The 18503-nt window shown below is 61.9% G+C and carries 17 protein-coding genes; 8 read left to right on the top strand and 9 right to left on the bottom strand.

The features are described 5' to 3' along the window. The first annotated feature begins 101 nt into the window (after window positions 1-101). The 3 genes from QMK55_RS02150 to QMK55_RS02160 all read left to right on the top strand — a co-directional run bounded on the left by QMK55_RS02150 (window position 102) and on the right by QMK55_RS02160 (window position 3553). On the top strand, window positions 102-2033 hold the full coding sequence (locus QMK55_RS02150) for a DNA topoisomerase III (RefSeq protein ID WP_320328567.1): 1932 nt from the start codon (window positions 102-104) through the stop codon (window positions 2031-2033). 175 nt (window positions 2034-2208) lie between these two features. Beyond that, window positions 2209-2712, top strand: a complete 504-nt coding sequence (locus QMK55_RS02155) for a GNAT family N-acetyltransferase (RefSeq protein ID WP_320328568.1) — start codon at window positions 2209-2211, stop codon at window positions 2710-2712. 511 nt (window positions 2713-3223) lie between these two features. Continuing rightward, window positions 3224-3553 carry a hypothetical protein gene (locus QMK55_RS02160; RefSeq protein ID WP_102357956.1) on the top strand — a complete coding sequence of 110 codons (330 nt, stop codon included), beginning with the start codon at window positions 3224-3226 and terminating at the stop codon, window positions 3551-3553. Window positions 3554-3870: 317 nt separating this feature from the next. Here the strand turns inward: QMK55_RS02160 and cynR are convergent, their stop codons facing one another. Further along, entirely contained in the window at window positions 3871-4761 is an 891-nt protein-coding gene (cynR, locus tag QMK55_RS02165) for a transcriptional regulator CynR (protein WP_102357955.1), read from the bottom strand. 120 nt (window positions 4762-4881) lie between these two features. Here cynR and cynS point away from each other — a divergent pair, with 120 nt between their 5' ends. Together cynS and QMK55_RS02175 are read left to right on the top strand one after the other, a co-directional pair. After that, window positions 4882-5349 (top strand): cyanase, encoded by a 468-nt coding sequence (cynS, locus tag QMK55_RS02170; protein WP_102357953.1) that lies wholly within the window; start codon window positions 4882-4884, stop codon window positions 5347-5349. A 63-nt stretch (window positions 5350-5412) separates the two neighbouring features. After that, the gene (locus QMK55_RS02175) at window positions 5413-6072 is read left to right on the top strand and encodes a carbonic anhydrase (protein ID WP_102357952.1); all 660 of its coding nucleotides are present in this window, start codon (window positions 5413-5415) and stop codon (window positions 6070-6072) included. Between the two features lie 155 nt (window positions 6073-6227). On the opposite strand, the gene QMK55_RS02180 is transcribed toward QMK55_RS02175, so the two are convergent. The 3 genes from QMK55_RS02180 to QMK55_RS02190 all read right to left on the bottom strand — a co-directional run bounded on the left by QMK55_RS02180 (window position 6228) and on the right by QMK55_RS02190 (window position 10608). Then, a complete protein-coding gene (locus QMK55_RS02180; protein ID WP_320328569.1) occupies window positions 6228-7730 on the bottom strand; it encodes an aldehyde dehydrogenase family protein in 1503 nt (500 codons plus the stop codon). Window positions 7731-7932: 202 nt separating this feature from the next. Then, window positions 7933-8841: a glutaminase B gene (glsB, locus tag QMK55_RS02185; protein ID WP_102357949.1), complete on the bottom strand. Its 909-nt coding sequence runs from the start codon at window positions 8839-8841 to the stop codon at window positions 7933-7935. A 150-nt stretch (window positions 8842-8991) separates the two neighbouring features. Continuing rightward, the gene (locus tag QMK55_RS02190; protein WP_102357948.1) at window positions 8992-10608 is read right to left on the bottom strand and encodes a L,D-transpeptidase family protein; all 1617 of its coding nucleotides are present in this window, start codon (window positions 10606-10608) and stop codon (window positions 8992-8994) included. Between the two features lie 149 nt (window positions 10609-10757). On the opposite strand from QMK55_RS02190, the gene QMK55_RS02195 reads away from it, so the two are divergent. Then, a complete protein-coding gene (locus tag QMK55_RS02195) occupies window positions 10758-11471 on the top strand; it encodes a murein L,D-transpeptidase catalytic domain family protein (RefSeq protein WP_102357946.1) in 714 nt (237 codons plus the stop codon). Between the two features lie 52 nt (window positions 11472-11523). Here QMK55_RS02195 and QMK55_RS02200 read toward each other — a convergent pair whose 3' ends face one another. Beyond that, complete coding sequence (locus tag QMK55_RS02200) at window positions 11524-12936, bottom strand: MFS transporter (RefSeq protein ID WP_320328570.1); 1413 nt, start codon at window positions 12934-12936, stop codon at window positions 11524-11526. Window positions 12937-13039: 103 nt separating this feature from the next. Between QMK55_RS02200 and QMK55_RS02205 the strand changes: the two genes are divergently transcribed. Further along, window positions 13040-13927: a LysR family transcriptional regulator gene (locus QMK55_RS02205; RefSeq protein WP_102357943.1), complete on the top strand. Its 888-nt coding sequence runs from the start codon at window positions 13040-13042 to the stop codon at window positions 13925-13927. Here QMK55_RS02205 and QMK55_RS02210 read toward each other — a convergent pair. After that, window positions 13924-14544, bottom strand: a complete 621-nt coding sequence (locus tag QMK55_RS02210; protein WP_102357942.1) for a cell wall hydrolase — start codon at window positions 14542-14544, stop codon at window positions 13924-13926. The genes QMK55_RS02205 and QMK55_RS02210 overlap by 4 nt on opposite strands. Before the next feature lie 199 nt (window positions 14545-14743). Between QMK55_RS02210 and QMK55_RS02215 the strand changes: the two genes are divergently transcribed. After that, window positions 14744-15595, top strand: coding sequence for a CAP domain-containing protein (locus tag QMK55_RS02215; RefSeq protein WP_320328571.1), 852 nt, complete (start codon window positions 14744-14746; stop codon window positions 15593-15595). A gap of 597 nt (window positions 15596-16192) precedes the next feature. Here the strand turns inward: QMK55_RS02215 and QMK55_RS02220 are convergent. The 3 genes from QMK55_RS02220 to cydB all read right to left on the bottom strand — a co-directional run bounded on the left by QMK55_RS02220 (window position 16193) and on the right by cydB (window position 18488). Beyond that, on the bottom strand, window positions 16193-16651 hold the full coding sequence (locus QMK55_RS02220) for an REP-associated tyrosine transposase (protein WP_102359178.1): 459 nt from the start codon (window positions 16649-16651) through the stop codon (window positions 16193-16195). A 678-nt stretch (window positions 16652-17329) separates the two neighbouring features. Next, the gene (locus tag QMK55_RS02225) at window positions 17330-17485 is read right to left on the bottom strand and encodes a DUF2474 family protein (protein WP_102359124.1); all 156 of its coding nucleotides are present in this window, start codon (window positions 17483-17485) and stop codon (window positions 17330-17332) included. Next, window positions 17472-18488, bottom strand: a complete 1017-nt coding sequence (cydB, locus tag QMK55_RS02230) for a cytochrome d ubiquinol oxidase subunit II (protein WP_320328572.1) — start codon at window positions 18486-18488, stop codon at window positions 17472-17474. The genes QMK55_RS02225 and cydB overlap by 14 nt, the downstream gene beginning before the upstream one ends. Window positions 18489-18503 lie beyond the last annotated feature (15 nt).

Below are 18503 nucleotides of genomic sequence, written 5' to 3' on the forward strand. Positions count from 1 at the left end.
CGGCAACGTTTTTATCTGTATATCCATACAGATAAAAGTTGCCCCGGACGCCAACTGCGGCCATTCTGTGCACCTCAGTGAATTGATCGACGACGGTGGTTATGCGGCTGTACCTCTGTGAAAAACCTTCCCAGGCCAAAGACATTGCGGCCGTGCTCGGCGCCAAGCGTCGGGGCGACGGCTGCTGGCTGGGAACGGACGTCACGGTGACCTGGTGCATCGGCCACCTGCTGGAAACCGCACCGCCGGATGCGTACGACGCACGCTACAAACGCTGGGTACTGGCGGATCTGCCGATCATCCCGGACAAGTGGAAAATGACCGTCAAGCCGCGCACCGCCAGCCAATACAAAGCAGTCAAGCGCCTGCTCGGCGAAGCCAGCGAACTGATCATCGCCACCGACGCCGACCGTGAGGGCGAGATGATTGCCCGGGAACTGGTCGAACACTGTCGCTATCGCGGGCCGATCCGCCGCTTGTGGCTGTCGGCGCTGGACGAGGCGTCTATCCGCAAGGCCCTGGCCGCCCTGAAGCCGGGGGCGGAAACCTTCAACCTGTATCACTCGGCGCTGGGGCGCTCGCGGGCCGACTGGCTGATCGGCATGAACATGAGTCGCCTGTTCACGTTATTGGGTCGCCAGTCCGGCTATCAGGGCGTGCTGCCGGTCGGTCGGGTGCAGACGCCGACGTTGCGGCTGGTGGTGGATCGCGACCGCAGCATCGCCGACTTCGTGCCGGTGCCGTATTGGGCGATCGATGTGCAACTGCTGCACAACGGCACGCCGTTCACCGCGCAGTGGCGTGCCCCCAGCGACGTCTGCGACGATCAGGATCGCTGCCTGAACCAGGCGCTGGCGCAACAGGCCGCCGCCGCCATCAACAGCGCCGCCAGTGCACGGGTGGTCACGTTGCGCACCGAACGCATGCGCGAAGTGGCGCCGCTGCCCTTCGACCTCGGCACCCTGCAAGAGGTCTGCTCGAAGAAACTCGGCCTCGGCGCCCAGGAAACCCTCGACATCGCCCAGGCGCTCTACGAAACCTACAAGGTCATCACCTACCCGCGCAGCGATTGCGGCTTCCTGCCGCTGAGCCAGCACAGCGAGGCACCGGGGATACTCGCGGCACTGCGTCAGGCCGATCCAGGCCTTGAAGCACTCAATGGTCACCTTGACCCTCAGCGCCGCTCACGGGCGTGGAACGACGCCAAGGTCAGCGCGCACCACGGCATCATCCCCACGGCGGCGGCAAAAAACCTCGAGCGCCTGAGCGGCAAACACCGGGCGGTGTACACCCTGATTCGCGCCCGCTACCTGGCGCAGTTTCTGCCCAACCATGAATACGATCGCACCCAGGCCGATTTCGATTGCGCCGGTGAAGCGTTGCGCGCGGTTGGCAAGCAGATCATCGAGCCGGGCTGGAAACGCGCCCTGCCCGAAGCCCTCGCGCCGGCCAAGGGCCGTGAAGCGCCGGCACCGCAAACCTTGCCGGCGCTGAGCCAGGGTGTCGATTGCGCCGTGGCCGGTGTGAACCTCAAGGATCTGTGGACGCAGCCGCCCAAGCCCTACACCGAGGGCGATCTGATCAAGGCGATGAAGAACGTCGCCAAACTGGTGGAAGACCCACTGCTCAAACAGAAACTCAAGGACACCACCGGCATCGGCACCGAAGCGACTCGTGCCTCGATCATCCAAGGCTTGCTGGACCGTGGTTATCTGGTGAAAAACGGCAAGGCCCTGGCCGCGACACCAGCCGCCTTCAGCCTGATCGACGCCGTGCCCCGGGCGATTGCCGACCCCGGCACCACCGCCATCTGGGAACAGGCGCTGGACATGGTGCAAAGCGGCGAAATGAGTCTGGAAGAGTTCGTCACCAAACAGGCGGCGTGGATGAGCAAGCAGGTCACACGTTGTTCTGCGCTGAGCCTGACCATCAGCGGTCCGCCACCTGCCGGCAAAGCTGCCGCACCGTGGAAGAAAAAGCGCAAATCGACGCGCAGTAAAACCGCCAGCGTAGCCAAACACACAACCAAGTAATGATCTGCGCTGTGATGGGGGATTCTGTGGTGAGGGGATTTATCCCCGATGGACTGCGCAGCAGTCCCTTGGTTAAGGAAAGCTGGGGCTGCTTCGCGACCCATCGGGAATAAATCCCCTCGCCACAAGGTGTGATTCAACAATACTGAAGCTGCAATCTTCAGGAGTATCCCCGATGCCCAGCATCGAACTGCACCCCGCCCAACGTGACGAACTGCAAACCATCGAGAACCTCATGCAGTTCTACCTGCACGACTTCAGCGAGTGGCTACCACTGAAACTCGCCGAGCATGGCTTCTTCCGCATTCACCTCAAAGACGACTACTGGCGTAACCCTGCCACCCAACCGTTCCTGATCCGCGTCGACGGTGAACTGGCCGGATTCGTGATCGTCGACGACGACACCCGCATCGACGGTGCCGAACACAACATCAGCTACTTCTTCCTCGCTCGACGCTTTCGTGGCCAAGGCGTCGCGCAGTTTGTCGTCTCTGACCTCTTGAGCCGGCTACCCGGTCAATGGCAGATTTTCCACATCGACGCCAACCTGCCTGCACAACGCTTCTGGGCCAGGTTGATCCCTGAATTGACTGCCGGCGCATTCACCTGCCAGCAACACCCCGTGGACGGTTACCCCTGCACCGTCTACGTCCTGCGCGCGCCCGCGCCCGTTGCCTGAACGGATCTTTTCTCATTCCAAAACCGCTTTGTCCGACAATATGTAGTGAGCAAAAATAATCACTACAAAACCGTTGACGGCGTCGTTTTGCTTTTGCATGATGAAGACGTTCCCCGATCGGGAACATCGGTAACACGCTTGAGCAAACTCGTCTGACCGCCGAGTTGTTTTTTCCGGATACACGCTGCCCACAAGGCAGATTGAAGAAGCTGACCTGGCCTGAACGTCCAGTACAAGGACGAGAAGCGCTGGCGAAAATTCTCAAGACGCTTGTGGTCGACCCTGAAAACGTCGTCAAGGAGCCTCCCGGTTTTCGCTGCTTCTCCTCGTTGTGACGCTATTGCGTAGCAGTTATTCAACACGACTACATGCAACAGACGCATGACCCCGTACTTCTCACGGGCGACCGCTGACGTCCTGGTTTCGGTGCCAGGGATCAACTAACCGATGGGCTACCTGTATTAGCGAATCAACTTTGAAAGATCACCAGACTGGTCAAGGGGCAAACATCATGAATCTGAACAATCAACCTACTATCGAAGAACTGGCTCGTATGTTCGCTGCGCAAAAAGACAGCCACGACAGTCACATTCTCTGGATCAGCAAGTCGGGTCAGGTGCATATCGACTGCCTGTCGCCCCACGCTGGTGAAGACGAATTCGACCGCAACCACCAGAACCTGCTGGCCCGCCTGAAGATGTACCGCCGCGGCCACGGTTATGTCGGCAAGAAAGCCGCGGCCGACCGAGACTTCATCGGCAATGTCCTGCAGACGCTGAAACAGGCGTGGGACTCGATGCAGAACAACAATGAAGTTCGGGTAATTGACCGCTTCTACTGATTTACAACTTCAATAAATAAAAGGGCCTGCTTCCCGCTTCTTGATAAGAAGCAGAAGCAGGCCCTTTTTATTTATCAGCCCCACCACATCCCCTGTAGGAGTGAGCCTGCTCGCGATAGCGGTAGGTCATTCAATACTGATGTGTCTGAACCAACGTGATCGCGAGCAGGCTCACTCCAGGGTCCAGTGGTGTGAACAAGATTTGCAGCCAACCCGCAAACCTGTGGGAGCGGGCTTGCTCGCGAATGGGCCGTGTCAGTCACCATCACATCAACTGACACACCGCTTTCGCGAGCAAGCTCGCTCCCACAGGGGGACTATGTCGTTGGTGCAGTTTTCGTTTGCAGCACCAACTCCACCAACGCCAGCGCCGCGGCACTGTGATAATTGTTCCTGCGCCGCAACAACGCCGCCCCGCGCTGCGGCGCTTCGTTCTCGACCTGCAGCCGGCGCAGTGCCCGGTCCTCGATAGCAATCGCCTCGGGCAACATCGTCGCCATTGGCGAATGGCGCACCACTTCGAGCAACGTACTCACCGAGTTCACCTCGATCCGCACCTGCGGCGTAATCCCCCGCTGCCGGAAATACTCATCGATCGATAACCGCGTGATGAAGTCCGGTGCCAGCAAGGCGAAATCCAGTTGCGCCAGATCACTCGCCGTCAGCACCGCGGTGCTTTCGTACAGCGGATGTTCACGCCCGACCATGATCCCCAGGGTCTCGGTAAACGCCGGGATGCACTCGATGTCCGGGTTGCGTACCGGGGTAAAAGCGATGGCGATGTCCAGCGAGTCATCCGCCAGCCCCGCTTCGATGTCGTCCATCGACAGCTCGAAAATCTGCAGATGAATCCCGGGAAACCGCGCCGCGTAATCACGCACCAAAGGCCCGACCAGATAGGCCATGAACGTCGGGGTCATGGCCAGGCGCAAGCTGCCGCGCGACAAGTCCTTCACGTCGTGCAACGCACGCTTGCCCGCCTCCAGCTCCACCAGCACCCGCCGCGCACATTCGATGTAGGCCTCGCCGGCATCGGTGGGTTTGACCGTACGCGAAGTTCGATCAAACAGGTTCACTCCCAGGGTTTCCTCCAGTTGGCGGACCTGTTGCGACAGGGTCGGCTGCGACACGTGCAAGGCCTCCGCCGCCCGGGTGAAACCGCCGTGATCGGCCACAGCCAGCAGATATCGCAAATGTCGCAGCAACATGGGATTCACCATCTATAGGCAGGACTTATGCGAAGCATTTTATATCGGTCTTGGACGCTATGGATCAATCGGCAGAAGATTGCTCCCACACAGCAAGCCAACCTTGAAAGGAGTGACACCATGCAACAGTCCCACGCCTACAACGATGCCAGCCTGGCCCTGACCACCCGCATTCTCGACATCAAGGCACGCAAAGGTCTGTCGTGGCAGGATCTGGCCGACGACACCGGCCTGAGCCTGGCCTACGTCACCGCTGCCCTGCTCGGCCAACACCCATTGCCGCAAGACGCCGCGCAAGTGGTCGGCGACAAACTTGAACTGGACGCCGACGCCGTTGCCGCCCTGCAGATCATCCCGCTGCGCGGCAGCCTCGCCGGCGTGCCGACCGACCCGACCATCTACCGTTTCCACGAGATGATCCAGATCTACGGCACCACCCTCAAAGCCCTGGTGCATGAACAGTTCGGCGACGGCATCATCAGCGCCATCAACTTCAAACTCGACATCAAGAAAGTCGAAGACCCGGAAGGCGGCTCCCGCGCCGTGGTCACCCTCGACGGCAAGTTCCTGCCGCTGCGTCCGTTCTGATCTGCACCGGCCCGCATGCCTTTGCGTGCGGGCCTACCGCCCTGCATCCAAGAGGACACACCCATGAAAGCCCTGATCGACGGTTTCCTGAAGTTCCAGAACGAAGCCTTTCCGCAACGCACCGAACTGTTCAAACACCTGGCGACCACCCAGCATCCCGGGACCTTGTTCATCACCTGTTCCGACAGCCGCGTGGTCCCGGAACTGCTGACCCAGCAAGAACCCGGCGAGCTGTTCGTGATCCGCAACGCGGGCAATATCGTGCCGTCCTACAGCCCGCATCCGGGCGGGGTTTCGGCGACGGTGGAATACGCAGTCGCGGTGCTGGGTGTGACCGACATCGTGATCTGCGGCCACTCCGACTGCGGCGCGATGACCGCGATTGCCAAGTGCAAATGCATGGATCACCTGCCCGCCGTCAGCGGCTGGCTGCAACATGCCGAGTCGGCGAAAGTGGTGAACGAGGCGCGCCCGCATGCCAATGACGCGGCCAAATTGAGTTCGATGGTGCGCGAGAATGTGATCGCGCAGCTGGCGAACATTCAAACCCACCCGAGCGTGCGCCTGGCCCAGGAAAAAGGCCTGCTGAACCTGCATGGCTGGGTGTATGACATCGAGACAGGCTCGATCGATGCGCTGTCGGCAGACCGCCGCACGTTCGTGCCGCTGGCTGAGCAGCCGGCGACTTGCGCCATTCAGGCAAACACCAGCGCAGCCGCCTGATACAAATCCGCTGAGGTGAAGAGGAACTTGTGGCGAGGGGATTTATCCCCGATGGGGCGCGCAGCGGCCCCAAGAGATTGGGCCTGCTGCGCAGTCCATCGGGGATAAATCCCCTCGCCACAGGACCGGTGTGGATCAACCAGGATGAGGCATTTTCAGCGTTTTACGCTGAGATCAACCTGAGTCATGCGACTACGAACGGTAAACACCCCATCCCCCGAAAGAATCGCACTGCGCGCAAACAAGCGCCCGCTCTCCCAGTTCGAAAGTCCCAGTTCCGGCTTGTTCAGCGCGTACTGACCATCGACCCAACGGGTAATCCCGTTACCCACAAACGGCGCATTCACCGCGTTGTAGAAGCGCTCTTGAACAGCCACATCCTCGCTGATCAGCGACACCGTGAATTGCGGGCTGTAGCGGTTGAACAAGGCAATTGCCTGATCCAGGTCGTCGACGATCATCAAGCTGACTTCCGGGGTTTCTTCCCATTCCCACTCGCGGCCCAGCTCGGATTCCGCCAGCGCTTCAGCCAGGGCTTCGGTCTGGTAACCCTCGGCGCGATAGACCTCGACCGTCGCGTTCTGCCATTCAGCCGGCAGGTAGCTTTCACTGCCTTCGACGATGTGCAATTTGCAGCCCTGCCCGCGTGCGGTGCCAGCCTGTTGCAAGGCGTCGAGGAACAGCGGCAGCAGTTCGGTGGCGCGATCGCGTTGAATCAGGCAGACGTTCAGTGTGTTGCAGACTTTGCGATCCAGCGAGTTGCGCACCACGGCAGCGAAGCGCGTGGCGTCGGCGTCACGATCGGCAATCAGCCATGCGCCGCCGGTGCCGTGCAGGCTGACTGCCGTGCCAGCCTGCTGGGCGATGCTGCCCAATTGGCTGACCGCACGGCCCGAACCCCGGGCCACTGCCAGCGACAAACGCCGGTCGGCGAACATCGCCCAACCGGCGGCGTGATTGATGCTTTCCACCAGCGACACCGCACCCGCCGGCAAGCCAGCCTCGGCCAGCGCCGGGTTCAAGGCATGAGTGACGATCGCTTGCGCCGTGCCCAACGCGTCGCTGCCGATGCGCAGCACCGCGGTGTTGCCGGTGCGCAAGACGCCGGCGGCGTCGGCGAAGACGTTCGGCCGCCCTTCAAACACGAAGGCGACGATGCCCAGCGGCGACACCACTTGCTCGACCTTCCAGCCGTCGTGCTCGACGCTGCTGATGACCTTGCCACGCGTGGCCGGCGCATCCCGCCAGGCACGCAGGCCGGCGATCATGTCGCGGCGCATGCGCTCGTCGGCAAGCAATCGGGTGGTGGAGCGGCCACGGGCCTTGGCGCGTTCGATGTCGGCCAGGTTCGCCGCTTCGATCAAGCGCCAGCAGTCCGGGGTTTCCAGACGTTGTGCAAACAGCTCGAAGAAGCGGCTGATGGCCTCGTCGGACACCGCCGACAGCGTGCTGAACGCCGCTTCTGCACGCTCGATCGCCACCGCAGCGGCCTGTTGATCAACGACCGGAATCAGCAACAGCTCGCCGCTCACCTGCTCGACCAGCAGGTGGTCACCGGGCTGAAACCGCGCGGCCAGTTCGGGGCTGACCACGGTCACGCGGTTACCAGCGAAAGGGATCGGCGTGCCAGCGATTAGACGTTCGAGCGCAAGAGACATGAAGCGGATTCACCATACGAGGGGCGGCCGGAAAATGTAGCGGATTCTTCGCTGAAACACACGCGCCTGAAACACCACATCTCCCCTGTGGGAGCGGGCTTGCCCGCGAAGGCGGTGGGTCAGCGAAATATGTATCAACTGACACGACGCCTTCGCGAGCAAGCCCGCTCCCACAGGTTTTTTTGGTGTTTGGCTAATCGGGTCAGAACACCGACCAGCCAATCCGCGAACTCAACATCTCCAGCGCCGCCATCCCCGCCAGTGAGTTGCCGGCGGCGTTGAGTTCCGGCGACCATACACAGACCGTGAACTGCCCCGGCACTACCGCGACGATGCCGCCGCCGACTCCGCTCTTGCCGGGCAGGCCGACGCGATAGGCGAAGTTGCCGGCCTCGTCGTACAGACCGCTGGTGGCCATGATCGAGTTGACCTGTTGGGTCTGGCGTCGGGTAAGGATCTGTTCGCCGCTGTGTTTGCAGAAACCGTCGTTGGCGAGGAAGCAGAACGCCCGCGCCAGGTCGATGCAGTTCATACGCAATGCGCAGTGGCTGAAGTAGCTGCGCAGCACCGCTTCGACGTCGTTGTGGAAGTTGCCGAACGATTGCATCAGGTACGCCATCGCCGCGTTGCGTGCACGATGCTGGTATTCAGACTCGGCGACCTTGCCGTCGACGATCACCTGCGGATTGCCCGACAGGCGCCGCACGAAGTCACGCATCGACAGGGCCGGCGCGGCGAAACGCGATTGGTTGATGTCGCAGATCACCAGTGCCCCGGCGTTGATGAACGGGTTGCGCGGACGCCCGCGTTCAAATTCCAGCTGCACCAGCGAGTTGAACGGCTGGCCGGACGGCTCGTGACCGAGACGGTCCCAGATCGCCTCGCCGGAATGCTCGATGGCCTGCACCAGGCTGAACACCTTGGAAATACTCTGCACCGAGAACGGCGTCTCGGCGTCGCCGGCGCAATACATTTCGCCGTCGTTGCCATACACCGCAATGCCCAGCTGATTGGCCGGCACGGTGCCGAGGGCAGGAATGTAGTCAGCCACTTTGCCCTGCCCGATCAGGGGCCGGACCGCGTCAAGAATCTCGTTCAACAGCGCTTGCATGCCGGGTTCCGAAGTCTCGCCCCATGGGATTGCGGGGACACTGGGGCTAGACGCCGCATAAGCTTTTGGAATCACACTGGCTGACACACTGAAATCCAAATGTGGCAGCGGGCTTGCTCACTCCCACAGGGTTATGTGGATGACTGGAGGTCAGTGTGCCCCGTCGAGTCCCGCCAGCAGTGCGCTGTCACGGCTGTAGATGTCCGGCGCGTAACGCACCTGCCCGTCACTGCCGACCTGCGCCGTCCAGTAGGTCATCAGGATCGGCACAGGGGCCGACAGGCGAAATTCATGGGTGCTGCCGGTGGCGAGCAAGGTGTCGGTGCGCGTGCGTTCCGCCGGGGTCAGCAACAGGTCACGCAGTTGCATCGGGTGCTCGACCCGCACACAGCCGGAGCTGAACGCCCGTGGGCCTTTGTCGAACAGGGCTTTGCTCGGCGTGTCGTGCAGGTACACCGCAAACGGGTTGGGGAAACGAATGACCATCTGCCCCAGCGGATTACGCGGCCCGGCGTCCTGGCGCAGCATGATGTTGCCGGGGTTGTCCCAGTCGATGTCCGCCGCGGCCAACGGCTGGCCGTGAGCGTCGAGCACTTGCAGGTTCTGGCGGCTGAGGAAGGTCTGGTCCTTGCGGATCGCCGGCAGCTTGTCTTCTTTCCAGATGGTTGGCGGCACGGTCCAGGTCGGGTTCAGGGTCAGGCGCGTGACTCGGGATTTGAGCAGCGGAGTCTGCCGCTCGGCGCGGCCGACCTGAGTGCGGGTCTGCCAGACCGCCCTGCCGCTCTGATACAGGGTCAACTCGGCAGCGGCGACGTTGACCAGCAAGCCGTTGGGTTCCATGTCCTGGGCCAGCCAGCGGAAGCGTTCGAGGTTGACCCGCAATTGTTCGCGGCGCGTCAGCGGACTGATGTTGAGCTCGGCGATCGTCCCCGGCCCGACCACCCCGTCGGCCTGCAACGAATGGTTGGCCTGGAAGCTTTTAACCGCCTCCACCAGCACCCCGTCATAGGCATTGCCGGGGGTGCCGATGGCGTGAGTCAGATAGCCTTCGTTGAACAGGCGCTGGGCCAACTCCGGCACGCGCTTGTCCTCCATCGCCGGGCGCAGCAACGGGCCGTTGCCCACCGACTGCCAGTGCGGCAAGGCTTGCTGGCGTTGGCTGGCGTAGAGATGACGCAGGCTCTGGTACTGCGCCAGACGCGGACGCGCCAGATCGAACGCGGCCTTGATGTCGTGCAGCCCCGGTACAGCGATCGCGAGCAATTCGGCCTGGCGATCACGCGGGGTGTCGTCGGCATGCCACAAGGGCTCGAAATGCGACTGCAGCAGGCGCCCGTAATGCAAGTCCTGCAGGGCCTGCAGGTAATAGCGAGTGATGTCGATATCGGCGCACAGTTCGCCGTCCTGCGGCGGATTGACCGCCACCGGGTAGCGCTTGGGATTGAGTCCATCATCAGCCAACAGCTGCAATTGCCCCTGCAAGGCCGGCAAACGCCCAGATTCGCTGGCCCACACCGGCAGCCAGTCCTGCTGCTGATAGAATGCTTGCAGTTGCGTCAGTGCCGGGCCGCTCAGGTGCGCGGCAATCGCCGGGCACGCCTGCGGCAAACCGATCAGTACCGCTTGCAGCGGGCTTTGCGGTTGGACCGGCATTTCGGCCGGCGGCGTCGGCAGGGTCTGCAACGGCGGCAGTGCCTCGTCGGCACAAGCGACAAACGGCGCAGCGAGCAAACAAATGCTCAAGTAGCATGCGTACTTTTTGAACAACTGCTTTACTCCAATCCATGGCCGTCTCAATGACGGCAACCTTACATCAGGTGCGCTGAACAGTCAGGCCCGAATCAGGGGTCTGTCGGGTATGACTGGGAGTCAGGAGCCAACGTGCCAAATAAGTAGCCAGTGAGGACACTTTATAAATGTTGACGTTTTTGCGCCGACTTCTGCTGACCACCGCGACCCTCGTCGTGGCGACCAGCCCAGCTTTCGCCGCCGGCAAACCATCGCCGGTTCTCTTGACCAGCCTCGCCCACGCCGCGCCGGAACTCAATCCCCAGGCGCTGAAAGGTGCCTTGAACGCCATGCAATGCGCGGTCAACAATGGCGCGAAACCGTCCCGGCACCTGGCGATCATCGATTATTCGCAGCCCTCCACCGCGCGCCGGCTGTGGATCTTCGACTTGAGCAGACAGAAACTGGTGCTGCGCGACCTGGTCGCCCACGGCTCCAATTCCGGGGAAAACTTCGCCACCCAGTTCTCCAATCGCGAAGGCAGTTACCAGTCCAGCCTCGGTCTGTTCCGCACGCAGGAAAGCTACGAGGGAACCCACGGTTATTCGCTGCGCATGGACGGTCTGGAGCCGGGTTTCAATGATCTGGCGCGCGACCGGGCCATCGTGATCCACGCCGCCGACTACGTGAATCCGTTGTGGAGCAAGCGTCAGGGCCGCATCGGGCGCAGCCAGGGCTGCCCGGCGGTGCGTCCGCAAGTGGCGAGGCAGGTGATCGATAAACTCAAGGACGGCCAGTTCATGTTTTCCTGGTACCCGGACCAGCGCTGGCTGAAATCCTCGCCGTACCTCAACTGCCAGCCGCAGCAAGTGGCGAGTATCTTGAGTACCCACGCCAGCTGACAAACACGCATCATCTGATTGTGGGAGCGAGCCTGCTCGCGAAGAGATCCTGTCAGTCAACCTTGGTGTTGACTGAAACGGCGCTTTCGCGAGCAGGCTCGCTCCCACAGGTGATCCGGGTTCGGCTGACGATCAGGGCCATGACCATCAGCGCCGCCGCCACGCCGAACGTGCTGTGCAGGCCGCTGCCGATGACCTCGGCCGGGGCTTGTGTCGGGTCCCCGGTAGCGAATGCGAACACCGCCCCCATGACCGCTGCGCCAGTGATCAGGCCCAGATTGCGCGCCAGCCCGAGCAAGGCCGAGACCACGCCACGCTGAGCCTGACTGACCGTACTCATCAACCCGGTATTGTTCGCCGCCTGGAACAACGCGTAACTGCTGGCGATCACCGCCATCGGCAACAGGTATGCCGCCAAGCCGAAACGCGTCGGCAACAGCGCCAGCAAGCAGCAGCCACCAGCCAGCCCAAGCAACGCGCCGGGCACCACCCGCCGCGCGCCAAAGCGATCCACCAGACGCCCGGCCGGCACGCCGCCGCACGCCGCCAGCAATGGCCCCACCGACAACGCCAGGCCGACCACGGTGCTGCCCAGTCCCAAGCCCCGGCTCAGGTAAAACGGCCCGACCACCAGCGTGGTCATCATCACCGTCGTCACCAGAAACGTCAGCGCCAGACTGCTGCTCAGTCGCGCATCGGCGAACAACGACAAACGAATCAGCGGTGCCCTGGCTTTCATCTCGACCCCGATAAACACCCCCGCGCCGCACAGGCTGATCAGCAGCAACATCAGCGTGTAGCCTTCGAGCGTCATCGCCAGTGCGTAGGCCGCCAGCGTCAACACCAGCACCAGGCTGCCGAGGTAGTCAAACGCAACAGCCGATTTCGCCGGCCGATCGGCCGGCAGATAGCGATAAACCAGCCACGCATTGAGCAGCCCCAACGGCACGTTGAGGACAAAAATCGCCGGCCAGCCGACCTGCGCGATCAGCAGACCACCCAGCGATGGCCCGAGGCTGGTGCCAGTGGCCGACATCGTCGCCAGCAAGCCCATCGCACTGCCCGCCCGCGCCTTGGGCACCGCATCCGCCACCAGCGCAACCGTCAACGCAAACATGATCGCCGCGCCCAGGCCCTGCACCGCCCGGGCGCCGATCAACCAGCCCAGCCCCGGGGCCAGCGCGCAGCACAACGAAGCGCTGGTAAAAATGCCGATGCCGATCAGCAGCAATCGCCGCCGACCGATCCCGTCCCCCAGCCGCCCGACGCTGACAATCAACGTGGTGACCGCCAGCAGGTACGCCAGCACGATCCACTGCACCTGTTGAAAGGTCGCATCGAACGCTGCCGCCAAAGTCGGTAAGCCGGCGTTGGCGATGCTGGTGTCCAGCGACGGCATCAACATCGACAGCGCCAGACTGGTCAGCGCCCAGCGGGCTTGGGGGGGCAAGGCGGATTCGGACATCAGGCGCTCCTGGTGCAAAGGTCAGACGGCATAGCCTGAGTCTCGACAACGCAAGGCGCAAGACGCATGCTTTGCACTTGATACCTGCATGGAACGCCATGTCATGAATACACCTGATCTGAACCTGTTGATCACCCTCGACGTGTTGTTGCGTGAAGGCAGCGTCGCGCGCGCCGCGCAAATTCTGCGGCTGAGCCCGTCGGCCATGAGCCGCGCCCTCGCCCGGCTGCGCGAAACCACCGGCGATCCGTTGCTGGTGCGCGCCGGTCGTGGCCTGGTGCCGACCCCGCGAGCGCTGGAGTTGCGCGAGCGGGTCAGTGGTCTGGTGCAGGAAGCCGAGGCGGCCTTGCGTCCCGCCGAGATACTCGACCCCGGCCAGTTGCAGCGCACCTTCACTTTGCGCAATACCGACGGTTTTGTTGAAACCTTCGCCGCCGCACTGCTCGCGCGCATCGCTGAAGAGGCGCCCGGCGTGCGCCTGCGGTTTGTGCAGAAAGCCGACAAGGACAGCACGCTGCTGCGTGAAGGCCGGGTGGATCTGGAGACCGGTGTGGTCGATGACAGCACCGATCCGGCGCTGCACAGCCGCATCCTGTTTCAGGATCACTGGATCGGTGTGGTTCGCGAGGACCATCCGTTGAATGCAGGCAAGATCAGCAGCAAACGCTTTGCCGGCGGCCAACATATTCTCATCTCGCGCCGGGGGCGCAGCAGTGGTCCGGTGGACGAAGCGCTGCTCGCCTTGGGGCTGACGCGGGATATCGTCACTTCATTCGGTGGCTTCTCTGCAGCGTTGACACTGGTCCGCGAATCGGACCTGATCGCCACCGTTCCGGAGCGTCATACCAGCAAACTGCGCACGGGCCTGCACAGTTTCTCCCTGCCCTTCAAGATGCCGCCGATCAGCGTGTCGATGCTCTGGCACCCGAGAGTGGACGCCGATCCGGCGCACCGTTGGCTGCGCAATTGCGTACGCGAAGTCTGCGTCTAACGCGCCTCGCCGCCGGCCGGTTTGTAGAACAGGAATTTGCCGACCTCGGCGGTCTTTCGGTATTCCCTGGCCCAGCTCGGGTGCACGTTGCGATCATGAAAGTACAGCGCGCCGTGGGTGCGATCCGGCAACTGGCGGTTGAGTGCCTTGCCGGCGATATCCTTGGCCAGGGTGTATTCGGCGTCTTCCTTGACCTGATCCGCCTTGCCATCGCACCACCAGGAAAACTGGCAACTCTTGGTTTGCGAACCCTGTTTGACCACTTCGCACACCGTACCGGGGAAGCCGTCGTGGCCGAGGCGGTTCATCACCACGTTGGCCACCGCTTGCATTTCCGGCGTGTCGCGGCCCTTGGCCTCCCAGTAGATACTGCGCGCCAGGCAGGTGATCGGATCGTCCAGCGGCGCTGAGCCGGCGGGGTCGACCGCCTGCACTTCGGTGGGGGTGATCGCTTCGGATTTGGGGGCCGGGGCCGCGCTGACCTTGTCGGCGGCTTTTTCTTCCAGCACTTGGGCTTTCTCTTCGGCCTTGGCCTTGATCGGGGCCTGCTCGGTGGCCATCGCCACACCGGCCAGCAGGGTTACTGCGAAACAGCCAGCCAACCATTTCAATCCCATGTCAGTTCTTCCGGCTGAGCCCGGTCCGGGCAAGGTGTTTCGTCGGTGAGATGCCCGGTTTCCGGGGCCTTCGGAGAGTGTAGACGGCAAATACCGGTGCAACGTTCCACAGAAAAACCCACTCGATGAAGAAAAAGACATTGCACTGACCGGGGGCCTTTCGCGCATCATGGGCGCATTCCGCTCAAGGGAGATTTCCATGCGCTTCATGCCATCCGTTTTGCGTTTTGCCGCGCTGTCCGTGGGCTTGGCCGTGGCTGCCTCGGCCATGGCTGCCGACGAGTCGCAACTGATCGAGTCGATCAACGCCTACCGTAGCCAACCACAGCGTTGCGGCAGCCAGGCGTCCAACGAATTGCCACCGCTGTCGGCTGACCCTCGACTGAGACTGCCGGCCACCGGTGCGGTCGATCTGCAACAGGCCATGGCCAGCGCCAGCTACCCGATGGTCAACGTACAGGCAATCACCCTCAATGGCCCGCGCGACGCGGCGTCGGCGATGAAGGCAATTCAGGAAAGCTTCTGTCAGGTGGTGCTGGATCCGCAGTTCGTCGATGTCGGGGTCAGCCGCGCCGATCGCGACTGGCGCATTGTGCTGGCGCGACCGTTGCTGTCGGCGAAACTGGGCGATGCGCAGAGCGAAGGCCAGAAGTTGCTCGAACAGCTCAACGCCGCCCGCGCCCAGCCGCGTCAATGCGGTGGTCAAGCCTTTGCCGCCGCAGCGCCGTTGGCCTGGAACGCGAGCCTGGGCAGCATCTCCCAGGATCACAGCCGCGACATGGCCAACAACAACTACTTCGACCACAAGGACCGCGACGGCCGCACCCCGGGTGACCGCGCAGAACTGGCCGGCTACAGCGGCCAACTGGTGGGCGAAAACATCGCCGCCGGGCAAGACACCGTGCGCAAAGTCGTCGACGGCTGGCTCGCCAGCCCCGGCCATTGCGCCAACCTGATGAACCCGCAATACAAGGAACTCGGCGCCGCCTACGCAACCGACCCGAAGAGTAGCGCCGGGATCTACTGGACCGCGATGTTTGGTGCGCAATAACCTTTATCTCATGCACCGCTACCCCCTGTAGGAGTGAGCCTGCTCGCGATAAGGCCAGCCCAGTCAACATCGCCATCGACTGACCCACCGCCATCGCGAGCAGGCTCACTCCTACACTGGATTGGTGGTGGATGAAGGATTCGGAGTTTGCCGTAGTCAAGGGTGGGAGTGGGCTTGCTCACGAAGGGGCCGGCACATCCAGCATCCATGTCAACTGACCTGACGCCTTCGTCGGAACGCCGCCCGGAGCAAGCCCGCTCCCACACTGGATTGGTGGTGGATGACGGATTCGGGGCTGGTCGAAATCAAGGGTGGGAGTGGGCTTGCTCACGAAGGGGTTGGCACATTCAGCATCAATGTCGACTGATCTGACGCCTTCGCGAGCAAGCCCGCTCCCACAGTAGATTGGTGGTGGATGGAGGATTCGGGGCTGGTCGAAATCAAGGGTGGGAGTGGGCTTGCTCACGAAGGGGCCGGCTCATCCAGAATCAATGTCAACTGACCTGACGCCTTCGTCGGAACGCCGCCCGGAGCAAGCTCACTCCCACGGGGGATCGCATTTATTCTGACGGAATGCGCTGAATGTGCATCCGGAGCTCACACCCAGATCGCATCCCATAACGGATAGTCACCGAGTTTTTCCACCAGTCCGGCCCGCAATGGATTAGCGACTACATAGCGAGCAAGTTTCACCAGGTCCTCCTCTCGCCGTAATGCATGGTCATGAAAACCTTGCTGCCAGAGGCTTCCAGTTCTGCCGGCCGCCTCGTTGATTGAACGAGCACTCAAGGATTTGACTTGGCACATCAATTGACCAAGTGTTCCTTTTTGCAACTGGATCAGCCAATGAAAATGATCCGGCATGACCACCCACGCCAATGTGTCGGCAACCCCCTCCTCCTGCGCCAGTCTGAACTGGTTCACGAGCAACCGGCCGAGTCTGTAATCCTTGAACACTGGTTCACGCCCTAAGGTGTTGGCAGTTAGAAGGTAGATCTGGCTCTCTTCGCAATGGCGACCGGTTCGCAGGCGATGTGATGAGTAACGTTCGGGCATTCCTTTGCCTTGTTCATGGTTGAATCGAGAAAAGGCTAGATCAGCCAGCACCATAGGCCGCGCATGTTTGTTGGCAGCATGTGTCTGCCATCCAGATCAAGGATGGAAGTGGGCTTGCTCACGAAGGGGCCGGCACATTCAGCATCAATGTCGACTGATCTGACGCCTTCGTCGGAACGCCGCCCGGAGCAAGCCCGCTCCCACAGTAGATTGGTGGTGGATGGAGGATTCGGGGCTGGTCGAAATCAAGGGTGGGAGTGGGCTTGCTCACGAAGGGGTTGGCACATCCAGCATCCATGTCGCCTGGCCTGACGCCTTCGCGAGCAAGCCCGCTCCCACAGTAGATTGGTGGTGGATGGAGGATTCGGGGCTGGTCGAAATCAAGGGTGGGAGTGGGCTTGCTCACGAAGGGGCCGGCACATCCAGCATCAATGTCGACTGATCTGACGCCTTCGCGAGCAAGCCCGCTCCCACAGTAGATTGGTGGTGGATGGAGGATTCGGGGCTGGTCGAAATCAAGGGTGGGAGTGGGCTTGCTCACGAAGGGGCCGGAACATCCGGCATCAATGTCGACTGACATGACGCCTTCGCGAGCAAGCTCGCTCCCACAGTGTGGCATCAGCGTTTCCAGATGGCGGGCACAAAAAAACCGGAGCCAAGGCTCCGGTTTTTTCATTATCAGTGGATCCTCATCCCTGCTGCATACATCGCCAGTTTCAGCAGGCTCGCCACTACTGCGAGTGACACCACACTGCCCAGCCAGATCAACAACAACCAGCCCAGGCGCTTGTACCAGCGGCTGGATCTGACCTCACGCGAATCAATGGTAGCCATCGCCAATCCTCACTTTGCCGCGAAATACGTAGTAGCTCCAGAAGGTGTACATCAGGATCACCGGCAGGATGAACAGTGCGCCGATCAGGGCGAACAACTGGCTCGACGGCGGTGACGCGGCGGCCCAGATGCTCACCGACGGCGGGATGATGTTTGGCCAGATGCTCAGTGCCAGACCGATGTAACCGAGGAACATCAGCACCAGGGTGAACACGAACGGCCAGTGGGTGTGGCACTGACGCAAGGTGCGCAGCAAGCCGAACAACGCCAGCAGCGCCAGCACCACCAACCCGGCAAACACCATCAGGTGCCCATGGCTGGACCAGCGCGAGGCCAGTTCCGGGTGCAGTAGCAGGGTCCACACGCCGATCACCACCACCATCGCCAGCAGCAACCACGCCAATGGCCGGGTGAACAGACGCATCCGCGATTCGAGCATGCCTTCGGTCTTGACCAGCAACCAGGTGCTGCCCAGCAGCGCATAAGCCACCACCAGACCAACGCCGCACACCAGCGGGAACGGCGCCAGCCAGTCCAGGCCACCACCGGCAAACTGCCGATCCACCACGGGAATACCCGATACGTACGCGCCGATCACCACGCCCTGAGAGAACGTCGCCAGCAGCGAGCCGCCGATGAACGCCTTGTCCCACCAATGGCGTTTGTGCGGTGACGACTTGAAGCGAAACTCGAACGCCACGCCACGGAAAATCAGTCCGCAGAGCATCAGGATCAGCGGCAGGTACAACGCTTCCAGAATCACTCCATACGCCAGCGGAAAAGCGCCATACAACGCCGCGCCACCGAGCACCAGCCAGGTTTCGTTGCCGTCCCAGACCGGGGCGACGGTGTTCATCATCACGTCGCGCTCCTGCTCATCGGGGATCAGCGGAAACAGGATCCCCAGCCCCAGATCGAAGCCGTCCATGATCACGTACATCATCACCCCGAAGGCAATGATCACGCCCCAGATCAACGAGAGATCGATACCTTGAATACCCATGATTCAATGCTCCTT

Origin of the sequence: Pseudomonas sp. P8_229 (genome assembly GCF_034008635.1) — a bacterium.
In the GTDB taxonomy this organism is placed as follows: domain Bacteria; phylum Pseudomonadota; class Gammaproteobacteria; order Pseudomonadales; family Pseudomonadaceae; genus Aquipseudomonas.

Bases quoted from the DNA above. Each gene is read 5' to 3' on its own strand.
- glsB (WP_102357949.1), bottom strand. From the start codon at position 8,841: ATGCAAGCGCTGTTGAACGAGATTCTTGACGCGGTCCGGCCCCTGATC.
- QMK55_RS02220 (WP_102359178.1), bottom strand. From the start codon at position 16,651: ATGCCCGAACGTTACTCATCACATCGCCTGCGAACCGGTCGCCATTGC.
- QMK55_RS02225 (WP_102359124.1), bottom strand. From the start codon at position 17,485: ATGGCTACCATTGATTCGCGTGAGGTCAGATCCAGCCGCTGGTACAAG.
- QMK55_RS02155 (WP_320328568.1), top strand. From the start codon at position 2,209: ATGCCCAGCATCGAACTGCACCCCGCCCAACGTGACGAACTGCAAACC.
- QMK55_RS02210 (WP_102357942.1), bottom strand. From the start codon at position 14,544: ATGGGATTGAAATGGTTGGCTGGCTGTTTCGCAGTAACCCTGCTGGCC.
- cynR (WP_102357955.1), bottom strand. From the start codon at position 4,761: ATGTTGCTGCGACATTTGCGATATCTGCTGGCTGTGGCCGATCACGGC.
- QMK55_RS02175 (WP_102357952.1), top strand. From the start codon at position 5,413: ATGAAAGCCCTGATCGACGGTTTCCTGAAGTTCCAGAACGAAGCCTTT.
- cydB (WP_320328572.1), bottom strand. From the start codon at position 18,488: ATGGGTATTCAAGGTATCGATCTCTCGTTGATCTGGGGCGTGATCATT.
- QMK55_RS02215 (WP_320328571.1), top strand. From the start codon at position 14,744: ATGCGCTTCATGCCATCCGTTTTGCGTTTTGCCGCGCTGTCCGTGGGC.
- QMK55_RS02160 (WP_102357956.1), top strand. From the start codon at position 3,224: ATGAATCTGAACAATCAACCTACTATCGAAGAACTGGCTCGTATGTTC.
- cynS (WP_102357953.1), top strand. From the start codon at position 4,882: ATGCAACAGTCCCACGCCTACAACGATGCCAGCCTGGCCCTGACCACC.
- QMK55_RS02195 (WP_102357946.1), top strand. From the start codon at position 10,758: ATGTTGACGTTTTTGCGCCGACTTCTGCTGACCACCGCGACCCTCGTC.
- QMK55_RS02205 (WP_102357943.1), top strand. From the start codon at position 13,040: ATGAATACACCTGATCTGAACCTGTTGATCACCCTCGACGTGTTGTTG.
- QMK55_RS02150 (WP_320328567.1), top strand. From the start codon at position 102: ATGCGGCTGTACCTCTGTGAAAAACCTTCCCAGGCCAAAGACATTGCG.
- QMK55_RS02180 (WP_320328569.1), bottom strand. From the start codon at position 7,730: ATGTCTCTTGCGCTCGAACGTCTAATCGCTGGCACGCCGATCCCTTTC.
- QMK55_RS02200 (WP_320328570.1), bottom strand. From the start codon at position 12,936: ATGTCCGAATCCGCCTTGCCCCCCCAAGCCCGCTGGGCGCTGACCAGT.